This is a genomic window from Nocardioides aquiterrae (genome assembly GCF_039526625.1).
Taxonomy (GTDB): Bacteria; Actinomycetota; Actinomycetes; order Propionibacteriales; family Nocardioidaceae; genus Nocardioides; species Nocardioides aquiterrae.
On record NZ_BAAAJE010000037.1, the window covers coordinates 1 to 16,732 of the forward strand.

At 69.9% G+C, this 16,732-nt stretch carries 13 protein-coding genes; 5 read left to right on the forward strand and 8 right to left on the reverse strand.

Features of this window, described 5'->3' with window-relative positions; translation table 11 throughout:
* Nucleotides 1–225: 225 nt before the first annotated feature.
* Entirely contained in the window at nucleotides 226–1,251 is a 1,026-nt protein-coding gene (locus tag ABD086_RS24655) for a GTP pyrophosphokinase (protein ID WP_343911231.1), read from the reverse strand.
* 253 nt (nucleotides 1,252–1,504) lie between these two features.
* Here ABD086_RS24655 and ABD086_RS24660 point away from each other — a divergent pair, with 253 nt between their 5' ends.
* Nucleotides 1,505–4,132, forward strand: a complete 2,628-nt coding sequence (locus ABD086_RS24660; RefSeq protein ID WP_343911233.1) for a TrlF family AAA-like ATPase — start codon at nucleotides 1,505–1,507, stop codon at nucleotides 4,130–4,132.
* 188 nt (nucleotides 4,133–4,320) lie between these two features.
* Here the strand turns inward: ABD086_RS24660 and ABD086_RS24665 are convergent, their stop codons facing one another.
* From ABD086_RS24665 to ABD086_RS24685, 5 genes are read right to left on the reverse strand one after another with little or no spacing between them, the layout of a single operon-like run.
* Nucleotides 4,321–5,043: a gamma-glutamyl-gamma-aminobutyrate hydrolase family protein gene (locus ABD086_RS24665; protein WP_343911235.1), complete on the reverse strand. Its 723-nt coding sequence runs from the start codon at nucleotides 5,041–5,043 to the stop codon at nucleotides 4,321–4,323.
* The gene (locus tag ABD086_RS24670) at nucleotides 5,036–6,532 is read right to left on the reverse strand and encodes an aldehyde dehydrogenase family protein (RefSeq protein ID WP_343911237.1); all 1,497 of its coding nucleotides are present in this window, start codon (nucleotides 6,530–6,532) and stop codon (nucleotides 5,036–5,038) included. Before ABD086_RS24670 ends, ABD086_RS24665 begins: the two co-directional genes overlap by 8 nt.
* Nucleotides 6,532–7,392, reverse strand: coding sequence for a fumarylacetoacetate hydrolase family protein (locus ABD086_RS24675; RefSeq protein WP_343911239.1), 861 nt, complete (start codon nucleotides 7,390–7,392; stop codon nucleotides 6,532–6,534). The genes ABD086_RS24670 and ABD086_RS24675 overlap by 1 nt, the downstream gene beginning before the upstream one ends.
* Before the next feature lie 10 nt (nucleotides 7,393–7,402).
* On the reverse strand, nucleotides 7,403–8,359 hold the full coding sequence (locus ABD086_RS24680; RefSeq protein ID WP_343911241.1) for a DODA-type extradiol aromatic ring-opening family dioxygenase: 957 nt from the start codon (nucleotides 8,357–8,359) through the stop codon (nucleotides 7,403–7,405).
* Nucleotides 8,360–8,361: 2 nt separating this feature from the next.
* Nucleotides 8,362–9,831, reverse strand: a complete 1,470-nt coding sequence (locus tag ABD086_RS24685; RefSeq protein WP_343911243.1) for an aldehyde dehydrogenase — start codon at nucleotides 9,829–9,831, stop codon at nucleotides 8,362–8,364.
* A 182-nt stretch (nucleotides 9,832–10,013) separates the two neighbouring features.
* On the opposite strand from ABD086_RS24685, the gene ABD086_RS24690 reads away from it, so the two are divergent.
* A complete protein-coding gene (locus tag ABD086_RS24690) occupies nucleotides 10,014–11,552 on the forward strand; it encodes an APC family permease (protein ID WP_343911245.1) in 1,539 nt (512 codons plus the stop codon).
* 24 nt (nucleotides 11,553–11,576) lie between these two features.
* Here the strand turns inward: ABD086_RS24690 and ABD086_RS24695 are convergent, their stop codons facing one another.
* Nucleotides 11,577–12,464 (reverse strand): LysR family transcriptional regulator, encoded by an 888-nt coding sequence (locus ABD086_RS24695; protein ID WP_343911247.1) that lies wholly within the window; start codon nucleotides 12,462–12,464, stop codon nucleotides 11,577–11,579.
* A gap of 85 nt (nucleotides 12,465–12,549) precedes the next feature.
* On the opposite strand from ABD086_RS24695, the gene gabT reads away from it, so the two are divergent.
* From gabT to ABD086_RS24710, 3 genes are read left to right on the forward strand one after another with little or no spacing between them, the layout of a single operon-like run.
* On the forward strand, nucleotides 12,550–13,893 hold the full coding sequence (gabT, locus tag ABD086_RS24700) for a 4-aminobutyrate--2-oxoglutarate transaminase (protein ID WP_343911249.1): 1,344 nt from the start codon (nucleotides 12,550–12,552) through the stop codon (nucleotides 13,891–13,893).
* Nucleotides 13,890–15,269: an NAD-dependent succinate-semialdehyde dehydrogenase gene (locus ABD086_RS24705; protein WP_343911251.1), complete on the forward strand. Its 1,380-nt coding sequence runs from the start codon at nucleotides 13,890–13,892 to the stop codon at nucleotides 15,267–15,269. Before gabT ends, ABD086_RS24705 begins: the two co-directional genes overlap by 4 nt.
* 38 nt (nucleotides 15,270–15,307) lie before the next feature.
* Nucleotides 15,308–16,033 (forward strand): type 1 glutamine amidotransferase, encoded by a 726-nt coding sequence (locus ABD086_RS24710; RefSeq protein WP_343911253.1) that lies wholly within the window; start codon nucleotides 15,308–15,310, stop codon nucleotides 16,031–16,033.
* Here the strand turns inward: ABD086_RS24710 and ABD086_RS24715 are convergent.
* Entirely contained in the window at nucleotides 16,011–16,541 is a 531-nt protein-coding gene (locus ABD086_RS24715) for a MarR family winged helix-turn-helix transcriptional regulator (protein ID WP_343911255.1), read from the reverse strand. The genes ABD086_RS24710 and ABD086_RS24715 overlap by 23 nt on opposite strands.
* Nucleotides 16,542–16,732 lie beyond the last annotated feature (191 nt).

Below are 16,732 nucleotides of genomic sequence, written 5' to 3' on the forward strand. Positions count from 1 at the left end.
CGCGACCCTCAACCGAGAGCCGCAACCCGCATAGGAGCGGCAGAGAACCTGGGGCGCTTCACCGTCTCGGTGGTTGAGGTGGGAGGCGCGCTAGCGCCGAGCCTCGAAACCACCAGACCCCACGGTGGTCGAGCAGCGTGCGTCGCCGAGGCCCCCACCGCCCATGCGAGTGCCCGTCTTCGCAGCGGCTGACTCGGCGGAATGACGCAGGAGACGTTGATGCATCTAAGACGGTCGGAGGCTCGTCGGCCAACTGTCATCGGGCTCGGCGCCCGGCGGGATGATGTAGCTGGGACCCTTGGGTACGACGTGGATGTCCGGGACTGCCTGGAGCAGGAAGTTCTTGAACGTTCCATATCCGAGCCAGTCTGTGCTCACCTGGGGACCGAAAGTTGCCCGCAATTGGGTCGATATTTGGGCAAGTGGCGTGGGCCGGTCAAGAAGCGATACGAGCCGAGCTGCTTCCGCAAGAACAATTTCGGCCGAAACTCCGGTGGGAATGACGGGGAGGACTGGTGCGGTTTCGGGTGCGGAGACGGTATCCGTCACGGCCTCTTGCGATATCCGCGCGAGTTCTCCCTGGATGTCTTCAGCTATGTCATCGACTGTTGCGAGCAACTCGCCCATCCGCAGTGACAAGAGGCTGACCAAGCCAGGCACCTCCTGGCCTGGCTTGTATGTATCCTCGTGCGTGAGCTCACCCCAGCCGTCCTGCAGGAGCGTCCGGACCTGCAGTTCGCCCTTCACGATCGTCGTGCCGCCGATCCTTGGGACGCCAGTCAGAAGGTTCAAGTGATACGCGCGGTAACCGGAGTCCTTAGGCTCCCGTATGTAGTCGCGATCCGATCCTTCTTCGACGGCTACGCCGAAATCGGGCTCGCTCCTTTCAGCAGGCAGCCTGACCAAGTCATCGAGAACTCTCCGAATCTTTGCCACGTCGGACTTGTTTGTGCATACGATCCGCACGCCGACTAGATCGTCGATTACCTCCGATATCGCATCGAGTGCGGTGATGCGGTTGCGATACTTCGGGAGGTGCAGCTTCGCCCAAAGCCGAACCGGATCCTTGAGGCGACTTTGGGGCGCTCGGAAGCGGCCGGGACCAAACTCGACCTCAACCCTGCTGATTTCGTCGGTGAGTATGCGGCAGAACGTCTGCCGAGCGGGTTCGAGAGCGCTGCGTCGAAGGGACTCGTACCAAGCGCTGAACGCTTCGTATCCGAACGGCAACTCGTGGCTCAGCCTGGTCACTTGATGGAGGGTAGTCGACCGCGCACGTACCGCGAGTGGAACAGCGGATACCGCACTTGAGGTCGCGTCCAGGCCGACTTTCGCGGCTTGCTCTGGCGGAACCGTCCTTGAGCAGCGTCGACGAGCCGCGGGTTCGCCTCGGGGCTGCTTGTGTCGACTTGGCTCTTGGTCTCGATCTCGCGCCCAGAATCACTGTCGTCGACTAACTTTGGCGCCACGAAGGACCGATGAAGCACCGCTCGGAAGGAGCACCATGACCGCGGAGCGCGAGCAAGCGCGGGGGGCGGCTTGGGTGCGCGCGGCGCTGCAGGTAAACCCATTCGATTACAAGGGTGCTTCAGGTCCGCGACAGCACTTCGAGGACGAGGCTGCCTATAATGAAGCTCTATTGGAACAGTGTGCCGCCGAGGACGTTCGCCTTCTGGCAATCACCGATCACTGGGCTGTCGACACGGCAGAGGCCCTCGCGGCTGCCGCAACCGAACGCGGCATCGTCGTGCTCCCAGGCTTCGAAGCGAATACGAGCGAAGGCATCCATCTCCTCGTCATTTTTGACGCGGGAACTCCGTTCGCCGACATCAACGCCGCGATCGGGCAATGCGGCCGCGGTATCACCCCGGGATGTCAGAGCGGAACCACGGGGGACTCCTTCTCGGACATTCTCACCAACATGACTCGTCGAGGGGCCCTCGTGATCCCCGCACACGCGAACACGTCGCCGCGAGGAATGCTGTCCGTCTTCAGCGGCCAACCGCTTGCCACGCTGGTCAAGCACGACGACCTGCACGCCGTCGCGGTATCCCCTGGCCACGACCCTGCGCCAGATCAGGAAGGCGTGTTCGCCGGTCGCCCGCCGTTCGAGCGGGAGCATGAGCTTGCGATGGTCTACTGCGATGACATCTCGCATCCCGACCGATTGGCTGAGTCGGGCGGAACGACGTGGTTCAAGATGAGCAGCGTTGGACTGGCAGGGTTGAGGCTTGCGGTGAGGACCCCGGAGACCCGGATTCGTCGCGAGAACCCGGCGTCACGGCCTCGTCTGCTGCTGCGATCCCTCTCGTGGACGGGCGGCTACTTGGACGGTCAGGTGGTCAACTTCTCCGATGACCTGACGGCGCTCATCGGAGGGCGTGGCACGGGAAAGTCGACGGCCATCGAGAGTCTGCGCTACGTGTTGGACCTCAAGCCACTTGGAGTCGCAGCACGACGGGATCACGAGACCGTCATTGCTCAGGTTCTCGAGCGGGGGACGATCGTCAACCTCACGGTCGACGCCGTCAGTCCCGTCCCTAGCCGCTACACGATTCGGAGAACCGTCCCAGACCCGCCCGTGGTACTCGACGCGTCCGGTTCGCCCACGGATCTGCGTCCCCAGGATGTGACGGGTAGCGTCGAGATCTTCGGGCAGCACGAACTTGCGGAGGTGGCCGAGCAGCCGGCCAACGTCGCCCGACTGATCACGCGGTTCTCGGAGGACACCCCACCGCAGACACTCGATGAGCTCCGGGCTCGGCTAAGCGACAATCGGCACCGCCTCGAGACCGTCGAGCTTGAACAGGCAGAACTCGAGGAAGAACTTGCCGAAATGGGGCGGTTGCAGGCAACTGTCGCGCAGTTCGACCAGGCCGACTGGACCGACCGCCTGGCCGCTCAACAACGACTGAGTCAGGATGAAGCGACTCTCAGGGAAGCGCGCGTGCGCGTTGACTCGGCATCGGCGTCCGTCGGCGAGCTGGTCGAGGGCGATCTTGTCGGCACGCTCCGAGGAGCGTACGAGGGTCTGCAGGATTCGCCAGAGCGAGAGCTTCTGCAAGAGGCAGAAACTGTCTCCCGTCAACTGGCCGACACGATTGAATCGGCACTGAACGGTCTGCTCGAGGCGGTCGCGACGGCTGACCGACAGCTCGAAGACATCCAGCTGCGTCTCGCGAGTGCCTCGGAACCTAAGCGGGCCGAGCACGCTGAAGTGGTCCGCGAACTGAAGGCCGAAGGACATGATCCCGATCGGTTGATCGCAACGCAAGAACGCCTGACTCACCTCGCCGCCCGCTCCTCGCAGCGCGAGGTGCTGGCTAGTCGACGAGGCACCTTGCTAGAGGAGCGGATGAGCCTTCTCGACGAACTCGAGGAGGCAGAGACGGAGGCTCGGCGACACTTAGGTCGCGCGGTGACAGCGGCCAATAATGCGACCGTTGGAGTCGTCCGCGCGAAGCCGGTGGAATCTACTGATCACGCTCAGTTGGATCTGATTGTTGAACGCAACGTCGCCAACAGTCGGAAGGCGCTTTTGGAACTGATTGCACGAGCGGACTTTTCGCCCCGGCAGTTTGTCCAGGACGCGCGCTCGCGGAACCTAAGTGCCGCCTACGGCTTTTCTGCAGCCCAGGTCGGAGCAATCGAAAGCGCCGGGGAACGGTTCCTTCGTGAGTTGGAGGAAGTCGTCGTCGAGAGAGCTGTCGAGGTATCGCTGAACGTCGCCGATGAGGGACAGCCGGGCGCCTACAAGACATTGGAGGCGCTGTCGAAGGGTCAGCGCGCGACGGCCCTGTTGCTCTTGCTGTTACGCGTGTCCAAGAGTCCGTTGATCATCGACCAACCAGAAGACGACCTGGACAACCGCTTCATCTACGCTGGCATCGTGAGACATCTACGTCAGTTGAAGGGTGAGCGGCAGATCATTGTCAGCACTCACAACGCCAATGTTCCAGTACTAGGTGACGCCGAGCTCATTGTGACCCTCGAAGCGGATGGCCAGCGCGCGCAGGTGAGCGACGAGCGCACTGGATCACTTGACGAACAGGCCGTGATGCGAGCTGCGGAGGACCTCCTCGAGGGCGGTCACAAGGCATTCGATACCAGAAGACATCTCTACGGATTCTAGAACGTCCGCGAAGCTCGAGGCAACCGTCTGCGCGTCGCCTCGGAGGCCATGAGAAGCGTCAATCTGGGCGGAATGCCCGCCGGCGGGGGCTGACGGTCGACCAGGGCCAGGCGCGACGGAGTGGCTCAGCCTGCCGGCCCCGCGCGGTGGTTTCGAGACAGGCGCCAGGGCGCCTTCCTCAACCACCGTCAGCGAGCGGCTTCGACCAAGGACGCGAAGACCGCGAGCTGCTGCTCGTCGGTGGCCCACGTGTCCTCGGGGTGCCACTGGACGCCGAGGAACCAACCGGGCGCGGTCGGCATCTCGACGCCCTCGATGACGCCCTCCTCGGAGCGGGCGGTGACGACCATGCCGTCGCCGAGGGAGGCGATGCACTGGTGGTGGTAGCACGAGGACTCGACCTTGTCGCCGACGACAGCGGCCAGGAGAGTGCCCTCGTCGACGGCGATGGCGTGCACCCGGTGCCGGTGGTGCCTCATCTCGCCGTAGGCCTCGTCCATGTCCTGCACGACCGTGCCGCCGCGCGCGGCGTTGACGACCTGGAGGCCGCGGCACACGGCGAGCAGCGGGATGCCGCGGTCGAGGCAGACCCGGGCGACGGCGAGGTCGAAGGCGTCCTGCTCGTCGTCCACGTCGTACAGCGCGGGGTGGGCGTCCTGGCCGCTCCAGTGCGCCCCGAGGTCTCCACCACCGGGCAGCAGCACGCCGTCCGCGACCTCGAGCCGGGCGGCCACCTCGGCGTCGTCGGCGACGCCGCCGGGCGCGTGCGGGTGCAGGACCAGCGGTTCGCCGCCGGCGGCCCACACGGCCTCGACCAGGTTGCGCGAGGTCACCTCGGCGGCGTACCGGAGCGCCGAGGCGCTGGTGGAGAAGCGCGCGGGGATCGCGACGCGCGGGCGGCGCTCACCCATAGTGGACCCAGGTCGTCTTCAGGTCGGTGTACTCGTCCAGCGCGTGCCGGGACTTGTCCCGGCCGAAGCCGGAGAGCTTCACGCCGCCGAACGGCACGCTGAGGTCGCCCTCCTCGTAGCAGTTGACCCAGACCGTGCCGGCCTTCAGCCTCCGCGAGACGCGATGGGCCGTCCCGAGGTCCGACGTCCACACCGCCGCGGCCAGCCCGTACGGCGTGTCGCCGGCGACTCGCACCGCGTCGTCCTCGTCGGCCACCTCGAGCACCGAGAGCACCGGGGCGAACAGCTCCTCGCGGACCAGCAGGTTGTCGGGCGCGAGGCCGGTCACGACGGTGGGCTCGAGGTAGGGACCACCGCTGTCACTGCGAGCCCGGCGGCCTCCGACCCGGACCTCTCCCCCGGCCGCCACGCCCTCGTCCAGCTGGCCGAGGATCCGCTGCAGCGAGCGCTCGTCGACGACCGGCCCCATCCTCGTCGCCGGGTCGAGGGGGTCGCCGGGCGCCCACTGCGCCGACGTCTCCACGATGCGGGTCACGACCTGGTCGGCGACCTCGCGGTGCACCACCAGTCGCGAGCCGGCGGTGCACATCTCGCCGGTGTTGAAGAAGATCGCCCACGCCGCGGTGTCCGCCGCCGCGTCGAGGTCCGGGGCGTCGGGGAGGATGATGTTCGGCGACTTGCCGCCGAGCTCGAGGTAGACCCGCTTGAGGTTGCTGTCGGCGGAGTAGCGCAGGAAGTGGCGTCCGACGGCGGTGGAGCCGGTGAACGTCAGGATGTCTACGTCGTGGTGCTCGCCGAGCGCCCGGCCGACCACGGCCCCGTCGCCACTGAGGACGTTGAGGACGCCGGCCGGCAGGCCGGCCTCGATGCCCAGCTCGGCGACCCGCTGCATCGACAGCGGCGACTGCTCGGCGGTCTTGAGCACGACCGTGCAGCCCGCGGCGAGGGCCGGGCCGATCTTCCAGCCCGCCAGCGTGAGGGGGAAGTTCCACGGCACGACGGCCGCGACCACGCCAGCCGGCTCGCGGGTGACCAGGGAGAGGTCCCCCTCGGTGGTGGGGGTGATCTCGCCGTGCTCCTTGTCGGCGAGCTCCCCGTAGTAGCGCAGCGTCCGGACCAGCGCGCGCAGCTCGATCTCGTGCGCGATCCGGATGGGCTTGCCCATCTCCAGGCTGATCAGCAGCGCGAGCTCGTCCCGGTGCCGGTCGACCAGCGCGGCGAAGGCCTGGAGGATCTCGCCGCGCTCTCGCGGGTGCAGCCGCGGCCAGGGGCCGTGGTCGAAGGCACGGCGTGCCTCGGCGACCGCGCGGTCGGCGTCGGCCGCGTCGGCCCAGGCCAGCTCGCCGAGCGTCGACCCGTCGCGTGGCGTCACGATCGCGCGGGTGCCCGCGGCCGCACGGAACTCGCCCCCGACGAAGATCCCGCCCGGGGTCGTCAGGTCGGCGGCGCGGGCCGCCCAGTCGGTCGTCCCGACGTGATCGGTGGTCATCAGTGTGCCGCCGGCTTGGGCTTGCGGATGCCGCGGAACTCCCAGTCGCCGCCCTGGGCGGTCGACAGGACCTCCTCGGACTCGGTGGGCTGGGCGCCGACGTCGGTGCGGATCGGGGTCGGTCCGGTCACGATGTGGTTGCGCAGCGTGCCGAGTCCCTCGACCTCGACCTCGACGACGTCGCCGGGGTACACGGTGCGCGAGATGGCCGGCGTGCCCGAGAGCAGCAGGTCGCCCGGCTGGAGCGTGATGGTGCGGGCGATGTCGGCGACGAGGTAGTGCATGTCCCACTCCATCTCGTCGGTGTTGCCGTCCTGCTTCACCTCGCCGTTCACGCGGGTCTGGATGCCCTTGCCGCGGAAGTCCCAGCCCTCGACGACACCGGGACCGACCGGGCAGAGGGTGTCCGCGCCCTTCACCCGCAGCATCGAGCCGGAGTCGGTGTCGCGGAAGTCGTGGAGGCCGTAGTCGTTGGCGACCGTGAAGCCGCGGATGTGGTCGCCCGCCTCGGCCGGCGAGATGTTGCGGGCGGTGCGGCCGATGACGATGGCGATCTCGCCCTCGTAGTTGAGCCACTTGCAGCCCTCGGGGCGGACGACGGCGGCGTCGTGGGAGTTGAGGGCCGAGACCGGCTTGTGGAAGTACGTCGGCGCCGGCGGCAGGGTCGTCAGCAGCTCCCGCACCCGGCTGATGTAGTTCAGGTGCACGCAGATGATCTTCGACGGCGTGACCGGTGGCAGATGGCGGGCGTCGGCGATCGCCACCTCGCGGCCGTCGCCCGCGACCAGGGTGTCGCCGTGGCGTACGACGTCGACGGGGTTGCCGTCGAGCAGGATGCGGCGCGTCTCGCGCAGGGTCATGGCGTTCCTCTCAACCGGCGGCGGGCACGTCGGCGCCCGCGCCGCCCGTCTGGCGGACGTAGTCGGGATCGGTGGGCGTCTGGTTCGCCGGCGGGAAGCCGCCCTCGGGGCGGTCGAACCACAGGTGCACCTGTCCGGTGCCGATCGAGTTCTCGTACTCCCCGTACTGGCGGGCCGGCGCGGTGCAGGCCTCCTCGCCGATCGCGCCGATCATCATCAGGTAGTGCATGAACTTCGCCTCCGGCCGGTAGCGGAGGAACTCGGGCATGGTGTCCAGGACCCGCTTGTGGTCGCCGGCCTTGAACCACTCGATCCGCTCGAGGTCGGCCTGGAGTGCGGCGTTCGAGTAGATGTGCTCGTGGCCGGCTGCCTCGTGGTCACGCAGCTGGCGCAGCGGCCAGAACGTGTGCGACAGCGCTCCGGAGGCGATCAGCATGACCTTGCGGTCGGACTCGGCGATCGCCTCGCCGAGCGCGCGACCGAGCCGGACGCTGTCCTCGCCGTCCGCCGTCTGGCAGACACCGATGGAGATCCAGCGCTTGTCGAGACCCGCTCCGAGGAACTCCCACAGGTTCGTGGTCGCGTAGAAGATCGGCAGCGAGTGGTCGTCGATCGCGGTGATCCACGTCGAGTGGTCGGCGGCCTTGCTCGCGATCAGGTGGGCGAGCTCGGGGTCGCCCGGGAAGTCGTACGGCCGTCGCTGCATCCCGCGCGGCAGCTCCTCGGAGGTGAACAGGCCGCTGCGCCGGTCCTGGGCGGTCACGACGTACTCCACGGTCGTGGCCCAGTGCGAGTCGAGGACCACGACCGTGTCGTGCTCGACGGTGTCGAAGACCTCGCGGCGCAGCTGGTGCAGCCCGGACACCAGGGTGGTGTCCGCGCCGTTGTTGAGCTCGCGGCGGACGGCCTCCGGGAGCACGATCGTCGGGACGTGCGCCAGCAGGCCGGCGCCGACCACCTCACCCATGGTCACTCCTTCCAGCCGGACGGGCTGAACACGCTGTTCTTGATGTCGGTGTAGAAGTCGAAGGACCAGATGCCGCCCTCGCGGCCGATGCCGGAGCGGCCGTTGCCGCCGAACGGCGCCTCGAGGTCGCGGACGAAGAAGCAGTTCACCCAGACGGTGCCGGCGTTCAACTGCGCGGAGACGCGTTCGGCGGCCTCCCGGTTCCCGGTGACCAGCGTGGCGGCGAGTCCGAACCGGGTGTCGTTCGCCCGGTGGATCGCCTCGTCCTCGGTGTCGAACGACTCGATGGTGACGACCGGGCCGAAGACCTCCTCGGTCATGATCTCGGCGTCCGGCTTGGCGTCGACCAGCACCGTCGGACGGAAGTAGAGGCCGCCGAGCTCGTCGTTCGGCCCACCACCGAGGAGCGGCCGCGCGCCGTCGGCGATCGCGCGCTCCACGAACCCGCGGATCTGCTCGAAGTGAGCCCGCGAGATCAACGCGGACACGTCCGTGTCCTCCGCACGCGGGTCGCCCTGGCGGAGCGTCGCCGCCATGGCGACGACCCGCTCGGTGAACTCGTCGACGAGCGAGGAGTGCACGAGCATCCGGGCGGCCTTGAGACAGACCTGCCCGGCGTTGTCGAACTGCTCGACCGCGATGTCGACAGCCAGGTCGAGGTCCGCGTCCTCCAGCACGACGAGCGGGGACTTGCCGCCGAGCTCGTAGGACAACGGCACGATGTTCTCCGCGGCCGCCTTCGATATGACGCCGGCGGTCGGGACCGAGCCGGTGAAGGCCAGCCGGTCGATGCCGGGGTGCGCGGTCAACGGCGCACCGGCGTCCAGGCCCGTCCCCTGCACCACGTTGAAGACGCCGGCCGGTACGCCGGCCTCGTGCATGATGTCGGCGAGCAGGCTCGCGGTCAGCGGCGCCCACTCCGGTGGCTTGAGGACGACGGTGTTGCCCGCGGCGAGCGCGGGTCCGATCCGCCAGGTCGCGAGCATCAGCGGGGCGTTCCACGGCGTGATGACGGCGACCACGCCGGCGGGGTCGTACGAGATCCGCTCGCGGTGGCCGCGGACCTCCAGGTCGGGGTGGCCGAGCCGCTGCTCGGCGAAGTCGGCGAACGCGCGGAAGTTCAGGGCGACCCGCGGCATCACGCCGCGGCGATGGCTGCGGATCAGCGAGCCGTTGTCGCGGGTCTCGACCCGGGCGAGGTCCTCGACCCGCGCCTCGACACCCTCGGCGACCCGGCGCAGGACCGCCGCGCGTTCGGCGACGGGGAGTGCGGCCCAGGCCGGGAACGCGGCCCGTGCGGCGGCGACGGCGGCGTCCACCTCGGCGGCCCCGCCGGCCGCCACCTGGGCGATCTCCGCCTCGTCGATCGGCGACACGTCGGCGAAGGTCCGCTCGGACGCCACCCGCTCGCCGCCGATCCAGTGCCGCAGGTCGACGACGACGCCCTCGACAGGTGCGGTGTGTGCCTGCATGAACCCTCCGTCGACGCGATCGTTTGGCCCCAAACGTATTCGCCGGACCCGGGCCCGTCAAGGCCCGCTCGGACCGCGTCATTCGGAGTCGAATGATTTACTTTCGAAGCCTCGACAAGATCGTTTGGCCCCGAATAGTGTGCGCCGTAATCCAGGTCACACGGCAGAGAGGCCTCACTCCCATGACCGCAGAACAGGGTGCGCTGCAACCGGCGCCCGACCTCGCGACCGACGAGGTGCTCGCCAGGAACAGGCTCGGTGTGGCCGGGATCGTGTTCTTCGTCGTCGCCGCGGCAGCACCGCTCGTCGGCATGACCGGAGCCGTCCCGGTCGCGATCGTGCTCGGCAACGGCGCCGCCGTACCGGGCACCTACCTCGTGGCCGGACTCGTCCTCCTGGCCTTCAGCGTCGGGTACTCCGCGATGAGCCACCGGGTGAGCAACACGGGTGCCTTCTTCGCCTACGTCGGACGCGGTCTCGGCATCGTCCCCGGCGTCGGTTCGGCGTTCGTCTCGCTCCTGGCCTACCTCGCCGTGCAGCTCGCGGTCTTCGGGTTCTTCGGCGGCGTCGCCGCCGCCCAGTTCGACGCCAAGCTCGGCATCGACCTCACCTGGTGGGTCTGGGCGCTGATCGCCTGGGCCGTGGTGCTCGTGCTCTCGGTGCTCCAGGTCGACATCGGCGCCAAGCTGCTCGGCGTCCTGATGCTCATCGAGGTCGGCTCGCTGGCGCTGCTCGCGGTCGTCGTGCTGCTCCGGGGCGGCGGCCCCGACGGCCTCGGCTTCGTCGACTCCTTCGCGCCGTCCGACATCTTCGCCGGCGGCTTCAGCGGCTCCGCCGGCATCGCCCTGGCGTTCGCGTTCGCGTCGTACATCGGCTTCGAGGCGACCGCCATCTACGCCGAGGAGACCAAGGACCCCAAGCGCAACGTGCCGATCGCGACGTACGCCGCGGTCAGCCTGATCGCGGTCCTGTTCGCCGTCACCTCGTGGGCGGTCGTGAGCGGCGTCGGCACCGCCGACGTCGTCAACCGGGTCGCCGAGATCTCCAGCGTCGACGGCACGCCGCTGGCGGACCCGGCCGCGGTCATCTACTCCGTCGCCGACGACTACGTCGGCAGCTGGCTGTCGGACCTGATGAGCTGGCTGGTCCTGAGCAGCCTGTTCGCCGGCCTGCTCGCGTTCCAGAACAGCGCGGCGCGCTACTTCTACTCGATGGGCCGCGCCGGCGTGCTGCCGCGCGCGCTCGACCGGGTCAACGGCCGGGGTGCCCCGGTCATGGGTGCGGTCGCGACGTCGGTCGTCTCGCTCGCCGTGATCCTGCTGTTCGTGGTCACCGACAAGGACCCGATCCTGAACCTCTTCTACTGGTTCAGCGGCCTCGCGGTGCTCGCGATCGTGCTCGTCGAGATCCTGGTCTCGATCGCGGTGATCGCGTACTTCCGGCGCGAGAACGACGACAAGCGGGTGTGGAACACGGTGCTCGCTCCGCTGATCGCGGTCGTGGGCCTGATGAGCGCGGCGTACCTGCTCATCGCGCGCTTCGGCCTGCTGGCGGGAACCACGGCCGAGGGCGTCGACCCCACCACGCAGACCTTCGGGCTGTCCACGACCGGGTGGGTGCTGGTGCTGGCGCCGGTCACGGTCTTCATCCTGGGGATGGTCGTCGGTGCGGTCCGCCGCAACGACGAGAACGAGGACGCGGTCGCCGACTTCGTCAGCTGATCACTCGCTCCGAACGGGCCCGTCTCACCTCGGTGAGGCGGGCCCGTAGCGTTCCGCGACCCACGAGCCGAGCCGGCGCGCGAGCCTCTCGAGAGGCGCAGCGGCGGCGCTGCGGGGGTCCCAGGCAGCCACCAGGCGGACGCTGAGCCGCTCACCGTCGAGGTCGACGGCCACCGGCCTCAGGTCGAAGCGCGGGTCGTCGGAGACGACCGCGACGCCACGCCCGGAGGCAGCCAGCGCCTGGGCGATGGTGCCGTTCGCGGCCTCCACGATCCCCGAGTACGACGCACCGCGTGCGGCGACCGCGGTGTCAAGGGCCTCCCGTGCGGCGAACGCCGGCGGTACGACGACCAGCGGTCGGGTCAACAGGTCCGCCAGGGAGACCCGGTCGCGCTCGGCCCACGGGTCAGCGGCGGAGACGTAGGCCCACACCGGGAGCACGGCCAGCGGTCGGGAGCTCAGCGGCGCCGGCGGACGCTGCGTCCCGATCGCCAGGTCGGCGCCGGACCGGAGCAGCTCGGCCGTCGTACGCCCGTCACCCTGCAGGACGTCGACGACCGGGTCGTCGGACGACATCGTCGCCACGAACGGCGACACGATGTCGGTGAGCGTGACCGTCGGCGCCGCGATCGTCACCCGCTCGAGACCACCACCGGCATGAAAGGCGGCCCGGCGCTGGAGCGCGTCCGCACTGGCCAGCAGGTCGCGCGCAGCGGGCAGCAGCGCCCGCCCGGTGCGGCTCAGGGCCAGCCGCCCGGCACTGCGGTCGAACAGCGCCACCCCCAGGTCCTGCTCCAGCAGCCGCAGCTGGCGGGACAGGGCGGGCTGGGTGACGTGCACCCGCGCGGCCGCGGCGCTCACGCTGCCCGCGTCGGCGGTCGCCACGAAGTATCTGACGTGCCGCAGCTGCACCGGCCACCTCCCATGTCTTCAAGGCATGGACTTGTTCTGGATTCGGTATTGGACAGCATACGGGGGCGCTCCGGACACTGGCCGCATGACCGCCGCCACCGTCGACGTCACCGTCCCCCAGGAGCGCCGCCTCGTCAGCGAGATCCCCGGCCCCGCATCGCGCAGCCTGATGGCGCGCAAGCAGACAGCGGTCGCGCCCGGCGTGGCGACGACCATGCCGGTCTTCGCCCGGGGAGCGGCGGGCGGCATCGTGGTCGACGTCGACGGCAACCAGCTGATCGACCTCGGGTCGGGCATCGCGGTGACCACCGTGGGCGCGAGCGCGCCCCGCGTCGTCGAGGCCGTCCAGCACCAGGCCGCGGCGTTCACGCACACGTGCTTCATGGTGACGCCCTACGAGGCGTACGTCGCCGTCGCGGAGGCGCTCAACCGACTCACCCCCGGCGACCACGCGAAGCGCACCGCGCTGTTCAGCTCCGGCGCGGAGGCCGTGGAGAACGCCGTGAAGATCGCGCGGGCGCACACCGGCCGCGCGGCGGTCGTCGTGTTCGACCACGCCTACCACGGCCGCACCAACCTCACGATGGCGATGACCGCCAAGAACATGCCGTACAAGCACGGCTTCGGGCCGTTCGCGAGCGAGGTCTACCGCGCTCCCCTCTCCTACCCCTACCGCGACGGCGACACCGACGGGGTCGCCGCGGCCCGCCGCGCGATCGACGTGATCGAGAAGCAGGTCGGAGCCGAGAACCTGGCCGCCGTCGTGATCGAGCCGATCCAGGGCGAGGGCGGGTTCATCGAGCCGGCGCCGGGCTTCCTCCCCGCGCTCGCCGCCTGGTGCCGCGACCACGGCGTCGTGTTCGTCGCCGACGAGGTGCAGACCGGCTTCGCCCGGACCGGCGACCTGTTCGCGTGCGACCGCGAGGGGGTCGTGCCCGACCTGATCGTCACCGCCAAGGGCATCGCCGGCGGGCTCCCGCTCTCCGCGGTCACCGGGCGCGCCGAGATCATGGACGCCCCGCACGCCGGCGGACTCGGCGGGACGTACGGCGGCAACCCGATCGCCTGCGCCGCCGCGCTCGCCGCGATCGAGACCATCGAGGCCGAGGACCTCGTCGCCCGCGCGCGGGAGATCGAGGCGCTCCTGCTCGGCCGGCTCCGCCGGATCGAGGCCCGGGACGCCCGCATCGGCGACGTCCGGGGCCGGGGCGCGATGATCGCGGTCGAGCTGGTGCAGGCCGGCACCGACGTACCGAACCCGGAGCTGGCGAAGGCGGTGGCCTCCGCCGCGCACCGGCAGGGCGTGATCGTGCTGACCTGCGGCACCCACGGCAACGTGCTGCGCTTCCTGCCGCCGCTGTCGATCTCCGACGAGCTGCTGCACGACGCGTTCGACGTGCTCGCCGCGATCTTCGAGGCGACCCGGTGACGACGTTCCGCGTCGAGGACCCGGCGACCCTCGAGGTCGTCGCGGAGGTCCCGGACCAGGGCGTCGACGAGGCCCGGACGGCGGTCGACCGTGCCGCCCTCGCGTTCCCGGAGTGGTCGCTCACCTCGCCGCGGTTCCGGTCCGACGTGCTGCGCCGCGCGCACGAGCTGATGCTCCGCGACAGGGACGAGCTGACCACGCTGATCGCCCGCGAGAACGGCAAGTCGCTGGCCGACGCCGCCGCCGAGGTCGGCTACGCGGCCGAGTTCTTCCGCTGGTTCTCCGAGGAAGCCGTCCGGCCCGGTGGTGAGTACGGCGAAGCGCCGGCCGGCGGCGTACGAACGCTGGTCTCGCACCGACCGGTCGGGGTGGCCGCGCTCGTCACCCCGTGGAACTTCCCGGCCGCGATGGCGACCCGCAAGATCGCCCCCGCGCTCGCCGCCGGCTGCACCGTGGTGCTCAAGCCGGCCGCCGAGACCCCGCTCACGGCCCTCGCGGTCGCCCGGATCCTGGCGGAGGCCGGCGTACCCGACGGCGTCGTCGAGGTCGTGACCACCACCGACGCGGCCGGTGTCGTCTCGGCGTGGCTCGAGGACCCGCGGGTCCGCAAGGTCTCGTTCACCGGCTCGACCGGCGTCGGCCGGGCCCTGCTGCACCAGGCCGCCGACCGGGTGCTCAACGCCTCGATGGAGCTGGGCGGCAACGCTCCCGTCGTCGTCACCGAGGACGCCGACCTCGACGCCGCCGTCGCCGGCACGATGATCGCCAAGTTCCGCAACGGCGGTCAGGCCTGCACCGCCGCGAACCGCATCTACGTGCACAGCGACGTCGCGTTCGACTTCCTCGCCCGCCTCGGCGCCGAGGTCGAGAAGCTCACCGTGGGCCCGGCCGTGGACGGCGCGGCGATCGGCCCGGTCATCTCCGCCGCGGCGCTGCAGCGGATCACCGCGGCGGTCGACCTCGCCGTCCGCGAGGGCGCCCGCATCTCGCACCGGGCCCAGCTGCCGGACGCGCCGGGCCACTTCTACCCACCGACCGTGCTCGCCGGCGTCGCGCCGGACGCGACCATCCTGCGCGAGGAGATCTTCGGTCCGGTCGCCCCGGTCGTCGCCTGGGACGACGAGGACGAGCTGGTCCGGCTCGTGAACGACTCCGAGTACGGGCTGGCGGCCTACGTCTTCGCCGGCGAGCTCGGCCGCGCGATCCGGCTCGGCGAGCGGATCGACGCCGGGATGGTCGGCATCAACCGCGGCCTGGTCTCGGACCCGTCGGCGCCGTTCGGCGGGGTGAAGCAGAGCGGCCTGGGCCGCGAGGGCGCCCGCGACGGGCTCCGGGAGTTCCAGGAGACCCAGTACCTCAGCGTGGACTGGCCCTGACTGTTGTTCGGGTCCGAATGATTGTCTAGGGTTCCGGCATGCGCGTCCTGGTGATCCAACACGACCACGCCTCCCCGATCGGACCGGTGGGTGAGCGCTTCGCCGACCACGGGTACGACGTGGTCACGCACCCGGTCGTCGCCGAGGAGCACTTCCACAGCCCCGGCGTCACCACCGAGTTCCCGGACTTCGCCTCGTTCGACGCCGTGGTGCCGATGGGCGCGCCGTGGTCGACGTACGACGTCGCGACCGTCGGCAGCTGGGTCCTCCCCGAGCTCGACCAGCTGCGCGCGGCCGACGCGGCCGGCGTACCGGTCCTCGGCATCTGCTTCGGCGGCCAGCTGCTCGCCGAGGCGCACGGCGGCGGCGTGCAGCCGACCGAGCGGCCCGAGATCGGCTGGTACGACGTCGCGTCGTCCGCGCCGGACATCGTGCCGGCGGGGCCGTGGTTCGAGTGGCACTACGACGCGTGGACGATCCCACCGGGCGCGACCGAGATCGCGAGCAACGCGAACGCGTCGCAGGCGTTCGTCCTGCGCCGCAACCTCGGCGTGCAGTTCCATCCCGAGCTGACCAGCACGATGCTCGCGGGCTGGTTGGCCAACGGCGGGAACGGCAAGGCCCGGGAGTTCGGTCTCGACCCGGCCGACCTGCTCGCGCGGACGACGGCCGTGGACAGCCGGAGTCGTGCCCGCGCCCACGCCCTGGTGGACGGGTTCCTGGCCAGGGTCGCCGACCGGCTCAGCCCTGCTCGGCCCGCTTGACCAGGGTCCGCAGCCCGCGCGCGAGCTCGCGCTGCCGAGGGTCGTCCATGCCGTCGGTCAACCAGGCCTCGGCGGCGTTGAGCTCGGGGAGCAGCTGCTTCGTCAGCCGTCGCCCGTCCTCGGTCGACGACAGCAGCACGCGGCGTCGGTCCTCCGGGTGCACCCGCCGTTGCACGAGGCCCCGCCCGATCAGGGTGTGCTGGACCCCGGTGAGCGTGGCCTTCGACAGCCCCGCCTCCGCTGCGACGACGCGACTCTCCGTCTCGCCCCACACCCACAGGACCCAGAGCACGACCCAGCCGGTCCAGGTGAGCCCGTGCGGCGTCAGCACGGTGCGCTCGAGGTGGCACCGCAGGGCGTGCGCCGCGCGGTGGACCTGGGACACGACCGCCATCGCGGTGATGTCGAGGTCGCTCGCGTCCCGGACGTAGCGGCTCAACGTGCAGCTCGCGTCGTCGCAGGGGCAGCGCGACGGCTCGCACTCGTGGACGTACCGCGCGGTCGTCATGCCAGAACGCTAGGCGGCTCCGCCGCACTGCGCCCGGGCCGAAAGACCCGAACATCTGCCTACTCAAGGGGTTGACCGCTGATCGAACATGTGTTTGAATCGGATGTAGATGCAGTAGTCCTTCGGTCCCCGGACCGTCGCCCGTCTTGTGACGCGCTGGCATCGACGTTGTGTGAAGTCCCGTGCGGTAT